12 protein-coding genes are annotated in these 12,999 nt (G+C 68.5%); 7 read left to right on the top strand and 5 right to left on the bottom strand.

Going from position 1 to position 12,999, the window contains the following annotated elements:
• Positions 1-10 precede the first annotated feature (10 nt).
• The 4 genes from NQ706_RS06070 to NQ706_RS06085 all read left to right on the top strand — a co-directional run bounded on the left by NQ706_RS06070 (position 11) and on the right by NQ706_RS06085 (position 3,985).
• On the top strand, positions 11-232 hold the full coding sequence (locus NQ706_RS06070; protein WP_404360621.1) for an FAD-linked oxidase C-terminal domain-containing protein: 222 nt from the start codon (positions 11-13) through the stop codon (positions 230-232).
• A gap of 104 nt (positions 233-336) precedes the next feature.
• Positions 337-1,812: an amino acid permease gene (locus NQ706_RS06075; RefSeq protein ID WP_038566786.1), complete on the top strand. Its 1,476-nt coding sequence runs from the start codon at positions 337-339 to the stop codon at positions 1,810-1,812.
• 139 nt (positions 1,813-1,951) lie between these two features.
• Complete coding sequence (locus NQ706_RS06080; RefSeq protein WP_235181995.1) at positions 1,952-3,004, top strand: SAM-dependent methyltransferase; 1,053 nt, start codon at positions 1,952-1,954, stop codon at positions 3,002-3,004.
• 72 nt (positions 3,005-3,076) lie between these two features.
• Positions 3,077-3,985: an aminoglycoside phosphotransferase family protein gene (locus NQ706_RS06085; RefSeq protein WP_051805589.1), complete on the top strand. Its 909-nt coding sequence runs from the start codon at positions 3,077-3,079 to the stop codon at positions 3,983-3,985.
• Between the two features lie 79 nt (positions 3,986-4,064).
• Here NQ706_RS06085 and NQ706_RS06090 read toward each other — a convergent pair whose 3' ends face one another.
• The gene (locus NQ706_RS06090) at positions 4,065-4,421 is read right to left on the bottom strand and encodes an endonuclease domain-containing protein (RefSeq protein WP_288756381.1); all 357 of its coding nucleotides are present in this window, start codon (positions 4,419-4,421) and stop codon (positions 4,065-4,067) included.
• Between the two features lie 872 nt (positions 4,422-5,293).
• On the opposite strand from NQ706_RS06090, the gene NQ706_RS06095 reads away from it, so the two are divergent.
• A complete protein-coding gene (locus NQ706_RS06095; RefSeq protein ID WP_038566783.1) occupies positions 5,294-7,132 on the top strand; it encodes a phosphoenolpyruvate carboxykinase (GTP) in 1,839 nt (612 codons plus the stop codon).
• Positions 7,133-7,284: 152 nt separating this feature from the next.
• On the opposite strand, the gene NQ706_RS06100 is transcribed toward NQ706_RS06095, so the two are convergent.
• Entirely contained in the window at positions 7,285-7,581 is a 297-nt protein-coding gene (locus tag NQ706_RS06100; protein ID WP_150112709.1) for a hypothetical protein, read from the bottom strand.
• Positions 7,582-7,635: 54 nt separating this feature from the next.
• Here NQ706_RS06100 and NQ706_RS06105 point away from each other — a divergent pair, with 54 nt between their 5' ends.
• Both NQ706_RS06105 and NQ706_RS06110 read left to right on the top strand, forming a co-directional pair.
• Entirely contained in the window at positions 7,636-8,271 is a 636-nt protein-coding gene (locus NQ706_RS06105) for a hypothetical protein (protein ID WP_051805585.1), read from the top strand.
• Positions 8,272-8,542: 271 nt separating this feature from the next.
• On the top strand, positions 8,543-9,169 hold the full coding sequence (locus NQ706_RS06110; protein WP_038566780.1) for a hypothetical protein: 627 nt from the start codon (positions 8,543-8,545) through the stop codon (positions 9,167-9,169).
• A gap of 486 nt (positions 9,170-9,655) precedes the next feature.
• Here the strand turns inward: NQ706_RS06110 and NQ706_RS06115 are convergent, their stop codons facing one another.
• The 3 genes from NQ706_RS06115 to glpK all read right to left on the bottom strand — a co-directional run bounded on the left by NQ706_RS06115 (position 9,656) and on the right by glpK (position 12,979).
• Positions 9,656-10,291 carry an RNA polymerase sigma factor gene (locus NQ706_RS06115; RefSeq protein WP_038566776.1) on the bottom strand — a complete coding sequence of 212 codons (636 nt, stop codon included), beginning with the start codon at positions 10,289-10,291 and terminating at the stop codon, positions 9,656-9,658.
• A gap of 249 nt (positions 10,292-10,540) precedes the next feature.
• Positions 10,541-11,344 (bottom strand): ParA family protein, encoded by an 804-nt coding sequence (locus NQ706_RS06120; protein WP_038566773.1) that lies wholly within the window; start codon positions 11,342-11,344, stop codon positions 10,541-10,543.
• A gap of 117 nt (positions 11,345-11,461) precedes the next feature.
• Complete coding sequence (gene glpK / locus NQ706_RS06125; RefSeq protein ID WP_038570215.1) at positions 11,462-12,979, bottom strand: glycerol kinase GlpK; 1,518 nt, start codon at positions 12,977-12,979, stop codon at positions 11,462-11,464.
• Positions 12,980-12,999 lie beyond the last annotated feature (20 nt).

Consider the following 12,999-nt stretch of genomic DNA (forward strand, 5'->3'; position numbering starts at 1 on the left):
GAGCGACGTCATCGCGGCACACGGTGGCACGATCACGCACCACCACGCCGTCGGCACCGACCACCGCGCCTGGGCCGCTGACGAGATGGGCGAGCTCGGCGCGCGCCGCCGGCGCGCGGGGGAGAAAGCGCGCGGCCCCGCCCGGATCCGCCCCCCCCCCCCCGGCCCCCCCCCCCCCCGGGGGGGGGGGGGGCCCCCCCCACGTCTGTGCACTCCAGACGCCTCCTCGTGACCGGATCGCTCACGGCGATGACGGCCCTGCGTGCGTCGACGCCGCACGCCTCCCCTAGTGTGTGCGTGCCCAGGCCGCACCCGGCCTCGACGTGAAAGGGAGCGATGTCGACCTCCGCCGACACCCAGAACAACCCGGCGCCCACCGCGGGACGCCCCGCCGACGCCGGTGACCACGGCTATGCGAAGAACCTGAAGAACCGCCACATCCAGATGATCGGCATCGGTGGCGCCATCGGCACCGGACTGTTCCTCGGTGCCGGTGGCCGCCTCGAGAAGGGCGGGCCGTCCCTGCTCATCTCGTACGCCATCTGCGGTGTCGTCGCGATGATCGTCGTGCGCGCCCTCGGCGAGATGGTCGTGCACCGCCCGAGCTCGGGCGCGTTCGTCAGCTACAGCCGGGAGTTCATCGGCGAGAAGGCTGCCTACACCGCCGGTTGGATGCACTTCATCCACTGGGCGACGACGATCGTCGTCGACTGCACCGCGATCGCCCTGTACTTCCACTACTGGGGCTTCTTCAGCGAGCACGTCCCTCAGTGGGTCATCGCAGCCATCGCCCTCGTCGTGACCGTCGCGATCAACCTCGTCGGGGTGAAGCTGTTCGGTGAGATGGAGTTCTGGTTCTCCATCATCAAGGTCACCGCCCTGCTGGGGTTCATGGCCCTCGCGATCTACTTCATCGTCTCCGGCCACCACGTGGGTGGTTCCGCACCCGGCCTGCACAACATCACCGACCACGGCGGGTTCTTCCCGCACGGTCTCGCGCCGATGTTCATGCTCATGCAGGGCGTCATCTTCGCCTACTCGTCGATGGAGCTCGTCGGCGTCGCCGCCGGTGAGGCCGAGAACCCGCTCGAGGTCATGCCGCGCGCCGTCAACTCGGTGCTGTGGCGCATCATCGTCTTCTACCTCGGTTCTCTCGTGCTGCTGACGCTGCTGCTGCCCACCGATGAGTATTCGTCGACGACGTCGCCGTTCGTCACCGCCCTGGCGCAAGCCGGCGTGCCACACGCGGGGGGCGTCATGAACGTCATCGTCATCACGGCCGCGGCCTCGTCGATGAACTCGGGCCTGTACTCGACGGGACGTGTCATGCGGTCGATGGCCGTCTCCGGTTCGGCGCCGCGCTTCCTCGGCGTCATGAGCGGGCGCGCCGTGCCCGCCGCCGGCATCATCGCGACGGCTGCACTCGGCGCTGTCGGCGTGGTCATCAACTATCTGTGGCCGAGCGAGGCGTTCGAGATCGCGCTCAACTTCGTGTCGGTGTGCATCATCGCGGTGTGGTGCCTCATCATGCTGAGCCACCTCGCGTTCGTCGTGAAGTCGAAGCGTGGCGGCACCCCCCGGCCCGCGTTCCGCCTGTGGGCCTCCCCCGCGAGCGACATCTTCGCGCTGCTGTTCCTCGTCGCCGTCGTCGTGCTCCTGGCGACCAGTGACAACAAGGGCTTCCTGACGGTCTGCGTCGCCTCCCCGATCGTCGCGATCGTCCTCGTCATCGGCTGGTTCTTCGTGCGCGGCAAGATCGACCCCGACGCCTTCGACGCCGAAGAAGCACGCCTAGAGGGCCACGAACACTGACCCTCACCTCGGCACCCTGACGAACCCCCACCTGCCTGACGGGTGGGGGTTCGTGCCGTCGCCGGTGCAGGAGGTTCGGTTGTGGCCGACGGCCGCGACGCGCAATCGGGGTCATGTCGTTCGCCACTACACTGACCGGGTGATCGAGCTTCCCGTGCTGTTCTCCACCACGCCCGACTACTACCGGTCCGCCGTCGTCGAGCTGCGCCGTGAGCTCGACATCGAGAAGGTGACGCGCGTCGGCGAGGACGCCGGGCTCGTGCAGTTGAAGGACGGCGGCATCGAACGGCTCCACGACCTCGCGACGAGCGGTTACCTCAGGTTCTGCAAATACCTCGCGAACGTCGAGGCGCACACGCCGACGAAGGCACATCAGCACGACGACGTCGAGGAGATCGCCGAATGGGCCCTCGACGCGATGACCACGCGCCTCGAAGCGCTCACCGAGGCGGGCCAGTATCGGGCCGGTGACGCCGTGTCGCTGCACACCTGGGATTCGGGGCAGGCGACCTGGGCGCCGGGCAAGGTGCGTCGCCCCCTGCTCGAGATGCTCATGGACGAAGGTGTCCGCGTCGTCCCCGGCGGCGCGGAGCACACATTGTCGCTGTGCCTCGGTGAGGATCGTCTGACGGCGGGGGTGACGCCGACGCGGCTCGGCCTGTCCGACTGGGCCGGCGGGCGCATCCGCCTCGCCGCACGCAAGGAGCAGGTCAGCCGCGCCGAGTTCAAGCTCGAAGAACTCTTCGGCCTCATCGACGTGCCGCGCGGAGACGTCGCCGTCGACCTCGGCGCGAGCCCCGGTGGCTGGACGCGCATCCTGCGCTCGCACGGTTTCTCGCAGGTGCACGCCGTCGACCCGGCCGACATCGACGAGCGCGTCATGAACCTCGGCGGCGTCGAGCACCACAAGACGACGGCGGGCGAGTTCGTCGCGAAGCACGGCGAGCGCGTCGACCTCATCGTCAACGACATGCGCATGCCGCCGCAGCTTTCGGCGCACACGATGCTCGAGGCGTCCGACATGCTGCGTCCCCGAGGCAGCGCGATCGTGACGTTGAAGCTCGGCACGAACAACCCCGTCAAGCAGGCCGACGAGGCGATGACGATGCTGACGAAGGCATACGACATCACCTTCGCGCGGCAGTTGCAGCACAATCGCCACGAAATCACGCTGGTGCTCTCTCGCGTGTGATGCCGGCGCCCATCTCCCGACATTGGGAGAAAATGCGTCGCCGCTCGCCGAGTCGGCTGCAAAACTCCCGACATGATGAGTTCTGAGCCCGACGCTGCCGACGCCGCCCGACTCTTGCGTGAACAGGCACCTCACCTTTCGACGCTCGAGGTGCGCCCGAGCAAGACGTCCGGCAGCAGCAACTGGGTCTTCCGGATCGGGGAGCACCTCGCGCTTCGTCTGCCACGCTCCGATGCCTACGCCGACGACCTGGCCAAGGAAGTGACGTGGCTGCCGATGCTCGGAGCTGCCGTGACGACACCGATCCCCCGAATCGAGTTCACCGGGCGACCAAGTGCGGTGTTTCCGCGCCGATGGGCCGTCGTCACATGGCTCGAAGGCCGCACGCCCAGAGATCTTGAGGCGCCGATGCAGCAAGCGCTTGCCACCACGCTCGGCGAGTTCACCGCAGAGCTCCACGCGCTCGACACCTGCGGCGAAGTGGGCGGGGCCGAGCGCTGGGGCTACCGCTGTGGGGAGCCGGTGAACGACACCACTGACGGCTGGGTCGAGGAAGCAGCCGATGAGCTGAGCGACCTCTTCGACCCGGCTCAGGTGCGCCTGGCGTGGAAGCGGCTGCGCGAGGTCGGCCCCGCGCCGAAGGCCGGGGTCTGGGTGCACACCGACCTGTCGCCCGAGAACGTGCTCGTCGACGCTCGCGGCGCGCTGGCCGGGGTCATCGACTTCGGCGGGCTCGGTGTGGGTGACCCCGCGGTCGACCTGCTCTACGCCTGGGACCTCTTCGACGCACCGGGTCGCGCCGTGTTCGCGCGTGCCGCTGGTGCCGACGAGGCGATGTGGGCCCGTTCTCGCGCATGGGCCTTCGCCGGGCCGGGTCTTCTCACCTTGGCGGACTACCGCGACACCATGCCCGAGCGCACTGCGCGACTCACCCGCATGGTCGAAGCCGTCGCCGGCGATGTCGGGATCGCTCTGCGCTGAACCGTCCGACCTCGGGAGTTTCACAGCCAGTGCCTGCCCGAATGGCTGCAGAACTCCCAACGCCAGGAGTTTCGCCCGCCTACGCGAGCTGACGAAAGTGGGCCCGCCACTCGTCCGACGTTCTCACCGCGCAGCCCCGTCGTCCGAGGGCGGCTGCCACAGCCCGCACCGTTCCTGCCGGGTCGCGGTAGATCCCGTGCGACACGACGCGGATGAACTCCCACCCCTCGGCGCGCAACGCCGCTTCGGGCTCGATGTCCGCGTGCTTCTGTGCCTCGGTGGTGTACTGATGATCGCCGTCGTACTCGATCGCGATCTTCAGCTCGGGGTACGCGAGATCGAGCCGACGACGATACCCGCCGGCCATCACCTCGACCTGCGCCACCGGTCGCGGCAGCCCCGCAAGGGTGAGCAACACGCGCAGCCGCGTCTCCATCGCCGACTCTGCTGCCCCATCGACGAGCCGCACGAGATCCCGCCCGCGCCCGGGCCGCGTCCCGAGCGACTCCGCCCATGCAGCACGAGCTCGCACTGCATCCACCGACCTCAGGCGCAGGACGGCATCGGCGAGAACGACGGCGTCGACGAGGGAGAGCCGCGGAAGAGGCGACGGACGTCATCGGAGGCGAGGTCGCTCCGACTCAAACCCGCCACGAGCGCCTCCCGCGAGGTGAAGGGCGACGGACCCAATCCGTTCAACGCGGCGCGTCGCCGCTCGGCTACCGCTCGGCGGGACGCGCGACGTTCGGACGACGTTTCAGCTGCGGGTCGAGATGTCGTCATGCCTCCAGGCTCGCTGGTTCGGTGCGACCATGCCGAAAGTTATCCACAGGGCCTGGAAGACCTCGGCGGGTTGTGACCGTCGAATCGCCCGAGCTGGGGGGGGGTTTCGCAGCCGCCTCGCCACCCCCCGGGCCTCCGACGCCCAAGCTTGGGAGTTTCGCACTCAGCGTCCGCGCAGCGTTCCGAACGCCTCCGAACGAACCCGCCAACAACCCGTGCCACAGGTCACCGTCGTGGGTGGAAATGTTGAGTTAACGGCGAGTTCGTCGTCACTTTCGACATTCGACACTGAAACCCAACAGGTCACCATGCATTTGTGACTCAGCTCACAAGCTTGGTTCGATCGCCCATTTTATCTTGACGTCGAGATACCCGTACGTTCGAAGAGTCCCCATTCGTGCAGCGGAAAACAATCGTGGCCAGCCACGAAACGTCCGCGGCCGGGGTGACCGACGACAGCGATCAGGACGGCACGCGCGGAGATCCCGCTCGGGCCCGATCGCACACTAAGGATGGCCGATCCACATGACGACGATGGACATGCCGAAGGCCGGCGTTCCCACCGAAGGCGGCACGACGCACGAGGGCCTCGCGGCCTGGGTTGCGGAGGTCGCCGAGATGACCACCCCCGACCGCATCCAGTGGGTGACTGGATCGGATGAGGAGTGGAAGCAGATCACCGACAAGCTCGTCGAGCAGGGCACGTTCACGCGCCTCAACGAGGAGAAGAAGCCGAACTCGTTCTACGCCGCGAGCTCGCCGCAGGACGTCGCGCGCGTCGAGGACCGCACGTACATCTGCTCCGTCGACGAGAAGGACGCCGGGCCCACCAACAACTGGATGGACCCGAACGAGATGAAGGACCTCATGCGTGGCCTGTACAAGGGCTGCATGAAGGGCCGCACGATGTACGTCATCCCCTTCGTCATGGGTCACCTCGAGGCCGAGAACCCGATGTTCGGCGTCGAGATCACCGACTCGGAGTACGTCGTCGCGTCGATGCGCGTCATGGCGCGCTGCGGCACGAAGATCCTGAAGCGCATCGAGGAGCTCGGCGAGAACGCCAAGTACGTCCCCGCGCTGCACTCGCTCGGCGCGCCGCTCGCCGACGGCCAGAAGGACGTCGCGTGGCCGTGCAACGAGGAGAAGTACATCGTGCAGTTCCCCGAGGAGCGCACGATCTGGAGCTTCGGCTCGGGTTACGGCGGCAACGCGCTGCTGGGCAAGAAGTGCTACTCGTTGCGCATCGCGTCCGTCATGGCGCGTGACGAGGGCTGGCTCGCCGAGCACATGCTCATCCTCAAGCTGATCTCCCCGGAGAACAAGGTCTACTACGTCGCGGCGGCCTTCCCGAGCGCCTGCGGCAAGACGAACCTCGCGATGCTGAAGCCGACCATCCCGGGCTGGAAGGTCGAGACGCTCGGCGACGACATCGCCTGGATGCGTTTCGGTGAGGACGGCCGCCTCTACGCCGTCAACCCCGAGTTCGGATTCTTCGGCGTCGCGCCGGGCACGAACGAGCACACGAACCCGAACGCGATGGCCGCAATCAACAAGGGCAACAGCGTCTTCACGAACGTCGCCCTGACCGACGACGGCGACGTGTGGTGGGAGGAGCTGGAGAACACGCCGGCTCACGCGACGGACTGGAAGGGCAACGACTGGACGCCCGAGTCGGGCGAGCTGTCGAGCCACCCGAACAGCCGCTACTGCACGCCGATCGACCAGTGCGACATCCTGGCCGACGAGTACAACGACCCGCAGGGCGTGCCGATCTCGGCGATCCTGTTCGGTGGCCGCCGCAAGACGACGGTTCCGCTCGTCACCGAGGCCCGCGACTGGCTGCACGGCACCTTCATGGGCGCGACGCTGTCGTCCGAGACGACGGCCGCCGCGACCGGCGCGGTGGGCGTCGTGCGCCGCGACCCGATGGCGATGCTGCCGTTCATCGGCTACAACGCCGGCGACTACTTCCAGCACTGGGTCAACGTGGGCAAGGACGCCGACGCATCCAAGCTGCCGGCGATCTTCTACGTCAACTGGTTCCGTCGTGACGAGGACGGCGGCTTCCTGTGGCCGGGCTTCGGCGAGAACAGCCGCGTCCTCAAGTGGGTCATCGAGCGCATCGAGGGCAAGGCCGCCGCGGTCGAGACGCCCATCGGCCACGTCCCGACGCCCGAGTCGCTCGACGTCGACGGCCTCGGCCTGACGGACGCGCAGCTCGAGAAGGCGCTCGCCGTCGACGTCGAGGAGTGGAAGGCCGAGATCCCGCAGATCGAGGAATGGTTCGCGAAGTTCGGCGACCAGCTGCCCGTGCAGCTGCAGGTCGAGCTCGACGGTCTCAAGGAGCGCCTCGGCGCCTGAGCCCATCACGGAGACGCTCGCCGCCTCGGTGCCTGCATGAGTAGGTTCCGCTTCGGCGGGGCGTGCGCCAGCAGGTTCCGCTTGGGCGGGGCAGACTCGATGAAGCCCAGCAGGGTGCGTCTCCCCCACGACGTGGCGATCCCGGCCGATCGTCACTGGCCGTCGTCGGTCACGAAGCCTCCCGCGTGCTCACCCGAGCGCCCGGGAGGCTTCGCCGTCCCCCCGGCGATCCTCGTCCCCGTCGGCGAATCCTGTCCCCTTTCGCGATTCTTGGTCACATTCGCATCGGCGCCCGGCGGGAGCACCTCGGCGTCCGTGGCGGCGTCGAAGGTGGACGAGAATCGCAGATGGGGACGCCGTTCGCAGAGGTGGACGAGAATCGCGAAGGTGGACGAAATTCGCAGATGGGGACAGGAATCGCCGTTGAGGACGGGCGCAGGCTCGGGCACGGGCCCTCTCTGAGGGCTGGCGGTAGGCTGCGCCGAGACGAGAGGAATGACCGCATGATCCCCTTGGACGAGGCCAGCGCCGCCGTCATGGAACACTGTCGGAGCGGCTCACGCGTCCTGCTCGGTCTTGCCGGCGAGCCGGGCGCAGGGAAGTCGACGGCGGCCGCCCGCTTGCTGCTCGACGCCGACCAGGCCGGCGTCACGGCCGCCGTCGTGCCGATGGACGGCTTTCACCTCGCGCACAGCGTCCTCGAAAGCCGGGCGATGACAGACGTCAAGGGCGCGCCCGAGACGTTCGACGCGCACGGCTTCGTCGCGCTCGTCGAACGCATCCACGCCCAGCGACCCGGCGATCCGACGATCTGGGCCCCCGAGTTCCGCCGAGAGATCGAAGACGCGGTGGCCGGTGCGATCGAGGTGCCCGCCGACACACAACTCGTCATCGTCGAAGGCAATTACGTGCTGCTCGACGAGGAGCCGTGGGCCCGCCTGGCGCTGCTGTTCGACGTGGCGTGGATGCTCACTCCCTCAGCCGAGCGACGCATGGCCCGTCTCATGGCCCGCCACGAGTCGTACGGCAACGACCCGGCCGACGCCCGACGACGTGCCCTCGGACCGGATCAGACCAACGCCGAACGCGTCCGCGCACACTCGCAGCGACCCGGCGTCACCATGGTCGACCCCGGCTGACGACAGCGCGGCCGGTCAGCCTCCGCTGCCGAGGGTCATGGGCGCGCACCACGCCGTGGCACCCCACGGGAACTGCGCCCACGGGAAGATGACCTGGATCTCCTGGAGGTCGAGCACCTGCCATCCGGCAGGTGCGTTCGTACCTCCGACACGGACCGGATCGAAGCACATCCATCGACCGATCTGGAGCCCCCGACCCCACGCCGGATCAAAGCCTGTCCCCGGCGCAGGGGGCGTCGTCGGGCCGGTCGACGTACTCGGCTCAGGCGACGTGGGCTGCGGCGAGGTCGGTTCCGTCGTCATCGGTGGGTTGACGATGCTCGTCGTCGGCGACGTCGGTTCCGGGCTCGTCGCCGGCGGTGATGTCGGTTCCGCTGTCGTCGGCGGAACGACGATGCTCGTCGTCGGCGACGTCGGTTCCGGGCTTGTCGGCTGTGGAGTCGTCGTTTCTGGCGAGGTCGGTTCCGTCGTCGTCGGCGGGTTGACGATGCTCGTCGTCGGCGACGTCGGATCCGAGCTCGTCGGCTGCGGTGATGTCGGTTCCGCTGTCGTCGGCGGAACGACGATGCTCGTCGTCGGTGCCGTGGGACGTGACGAAGTCGGCTGGACCGGTGACGTCGGCGTCACGGGCGGCACGGTGCTCGTCGTCGGGGCAGCCGTCGACGATGCGGTGGGGACGTCACTCGTGGTCGACGACGTGGTCGAATGGCTCGTCGCCGGAGGGTCGGCCACGACGGTGCCCGGCCCGGTGGGCATCGACGGCGCGCTCGTCGGCTGCACCGTCGGGACGGCGTCAGCGCTCGGCGCGGCCGCCACCGAGCGCGCGGGCACAGACGGCAGCGACGTCGCGCCGTTAGCTGGTGAACGGCTGGCGCCGGCATCGCTCGCCGCCAGCTGAGCCGTCGACACATCGGACGTACCTGCCCTCGACGACGCCACCGATGCCGAAGACGAATTCGTCGCCTCGGACGACGCCGCGCCCGTCGGCTGCGTCCCGGACGGCGCGCCGGAGGTGGGCGGCGCGCCCTGCGAGCCGGCAGCGCTCGTCTGGGACGCAGCGGTGCGCGTCTCGTACCGCGCCGAATCCTTGCCCATGTAGACGAGGCCGAACGCTGCCGATGCTGCGGCGGTGAGGACGAGGCCACCTGCGGCCCAGGTGCTCACGCTGCCACCCGCGCCGATACCGCCGGACCCACCCGAGCCGCCGGACGAACCAGACGAGCCCGTAGAACCGGAGCCTCCCGCCCCGTGCGGCATCGTCAGGGCTTCGCGCAGCGCTTCCATCTTCGCGACGTTGAGCGTCGCGGGGCTGACGGTGTGGGCCCGCGCCGACAGCGCCTCTCGAAGCGTCGCTTCGAAGGCGGTGAAGTCGTCAGGTCGCAACTCACCCATCGTTGCCTCGCATGAATACCGTCAGTTTCTTCATCGCGCGGGAAGCCTGCGATTTCACGGTTCCTGTGCTGATGCCGAGGGTCTTCGCGATCTCTGCCTCGCTGAGCCCCTCCCAGTAACGCAGGACGAGCACCTCTTTCATCCGCGCCGGCAACGCGTCGAGGTGACGCAGCACCTCGGCGTGCTCGTCGGCGAGGAGGACGGGTTCGTCGGAGCCGGGTGCCGTCTCGGGCTCGGCGACGGCCATGTGTTCGCGCGCGGTGCGTCGACGGCGTAGCGCCGAGCGCGCCTGATTCATCACGGCCGTGCGCAGGTAGGCGCGCGCGTTCGCCGGCGATTCGAGGTTGTGACGGTTGCGGTACAGGCCCAGGAACGCGTCGTGGACGACGTCCTGCGCCGACTCGACGTCGTCGACGAACTGCCGCGCCAGCCGAACCATGTCGTGGTAGGTGTTCGTGTAGAGCTCGTCGAGGTCGAGACCCTCGGGTTCGCCGTGGCCGTCATCCGGCATGCCGGCCGCGGAATCGCGGCGGGACGACGCAGCGTCGCGACGCGCGCGACGGGAGGTCGCGTCCCCGGCCGTCATCGCCCACGGGGGGAGGGGGATGGGCACGACGATCAACGTCATGGCGTCTCCTCCCGTCACGTGTTGGGCGCGTGGACTCGCCCTTCGGCGCGGGGCGCGGGCGCAACCCGCCGGGCTCAGCGATGCATAGGTTCCGACTCTACAGGGTGTCATGGCGGTGGATCGTGGCGCAGCTTCGCCGATCCTCTTGTCGTTCGGCACGCACCCCACGCGCCGTCCGTCCACCCCGTTCATGACCGTATAGACGCATGAGACCCATGTGGGTTGCGCGGGTCGGCGATGAGAAACGCGTCATGCTGACGCGGACGCCCGCCGATCACTGCGACGCGTCAGCCGCGACGCTCGCTCGATGCGTCCGAGGAGAAGCTCGAAGCCCTGGAGCGCCGCGGCGCCACCGGACATCGCGTCGAGGGGTGCGCGTGCTCCCTGAGCCTTCGGGACGACCGCGCGATCGGGCAGCGTCGGCGAGAGCACGAGCGGGCCGAACGCGCGCTCGAGCGCGGCCCGCTGCGCGCGCTGCTCCGCCATCGACGGCTTGTACCGATTGAGGACGATGCCGAGCGGTTGCAACCCGCCGGCCTCGGTGCGGCGGATCTCGTCGATCGCCGCGAACAGTCGCGTCACGGCGTTGACGGCGAACGCACCTGCCTCCGTCACGACGACGGCGCGGTCGCTCGCGACGAGCGCACTGCGCGTCAGGCCGCTCAGGGACGGCGGCGCGTCGATGAGAACGAGGTCGTAGTCGAGCTTGCCAAGCGCGGTGCGCAGCGTGTGCAACTGCTCGCCGTCGGCGTCGGGCCGGTCGAGGTTCGCCGTCGCGTCCGAACTCGGCAGCACGTGCAGATCGGTGTTGCCGCGCGGCCAGCCGGCCGGCACGATGGCGCGCTCGAGCACCTTGCGCTTCGGCCGCTCCAGCACGTCAGCACTGACGGCCCCGGGAGCGTCGACGCCCAACGCGTACGTCGCATCCCCCTGCGGATCGAGGTCGACGACGAGCGTCGTCAGCCCCCTCGCCCGCGCTGCGGCGGCGAGGCCGAGCACGACGGACGTCTTGCCCACCCCGCCCTTGAGGCTGCACACGCTGACGACGAACATGTCTCGAACCTTACCGAGCAACGCCGCCCGCCGGGGACGTTTCACCGCACCGCGACGACCGACGACCGCACCCCCTGCACCGAGGCAGGGGGTGCGGCCGTCGGTCGTCGCGGGCGATCACTCAGCCCAGTCGAGCGTGCGCTCGACGGCCTGACCCCAGCGCTTGAGCAGACGCTGACGCTCTGCGTCGTCCATCGACGGCTCCCAACGCTTGCTCTCGGCCCACTGACGGCGCAAGTCGTCGAGGTCCTTCCAGAACCCGACGGCGAGCCCCGCGGCGTACGCGGCGCCGAGCGCGGTTGTCTCGTTGATCTTCGGGCGGATGACGTCGACGTCGAGCAGGTCGCTCTGGAACTGCATGAGCGTCTCGTTGACGACCATGCCGCCGTCGACCTTGAGCTCGGTGAGGTCGACGCCGGAGTCGGCGTTCATTGCCTTGACGACCTCCTGGCTCTGGAACGCGACGGCCTCGAGGGCGGCGCGGCAGATGTGGCCGCGGTTCGCGAAGCGGGTGAGGCCGACGATGGCGCCGCGCGCGTCGCTGCGCCAGTGCGGCGCGAACAGGCCGGAGAAGGCGGGGACGACGTAGACGTCGCCGTTGTCGTCGACCTCCTTCGCGTGCTTCTCGACTTCCTTGGCGTCCTTGATGAGTTTGAGGTTGTCGCGCAGCCACTGCACGAGCGAGCCGGTGACGGCGATCGAACCCTCGAGTGCATAGACGGGCTTCTCGTCGCCGATCTTGTAGCAGACGGTCGTGAGCAGGCCGTTCTTGCTCATCACCTTGTCCTCACCCGTGTTGAGGATGAGGAAGTTGCCCGTGCCGTACGTGTTCTTCGCGGTGCCGGGCTCGAAGCAGACCTGGCCGAACGTCGCGGCCTGCTGGTCGCCGAGCGCGCCGGAGATCGGCACGTCCTTGAGGATGCCGCGGTGACGCACCTTGCCGTAGACCTCGCTGCTGCTGCGGATCTCAGGCAGCATCGACATGGGGATGCCCATGTCCTTCGCGATGTCCTCGTCCCACTCGAGGGTGTCGAGGTTCATCAGCATCGTGCGCGAGGCGTTGGTGACGTCGGTGACGTGGACGCCGCCCTTCGGCCCGCCCGTCATGTTCCAGATGACCCACGTGTCCATCGTGCCGAACAGCAGGTCGCCCTTCTCGGCCTTCTCGCGGGCGCCGTCGACGTTGTCGAGGATCCACTTGGCCTTCGGGCCAGCGAAGTACGTCGCGAGCGGCAGACCGCACACGTCCTTGTACTTCTCGCTGCCGGCGTCACCGGCGAGTTCCTTGCAGATCGCGTCGGTGCGCGTGTCCTGCCAGACGATCGCGTTGTAGACCGGCTTGCCGGTGTTCTTGTCCCACACGAGCGTCGTCTCACGCTGGTTGGTGATGCCGACGGCGGCGATGTCGTCGGAGTCGAGGTCACCCTTCGCGAGTGCCTCGGCACACACCTTGCGCGTGTTCGTCCAGATCTCGAGGGCGTCGTGCTCGACCCAGCCCGCCTTCGGGAAGACCTGCTGGTGCTCCATCTGCGCGACGGCGACGACCTCGCCGTCGTGGTCGAAGATCATGCAGCGCGTGCTCGTCGTGCCCTGGTCGATGGCGGCGACGTACTTCTTCTCGGCCTTGTCAGCCATGTTCACTCCTCGTGCGATCC

The sequence above is a fragment of the Dermacoccus sp. BD5 genome (genome assembly GCF_044878485.1).
GTDB lineage: Bacteria > Actinomycetota > Actinomycetes > Actinomycetales > Dermatophilaceae > Dermacoccus > Dermacoccus nishinomiyaensis.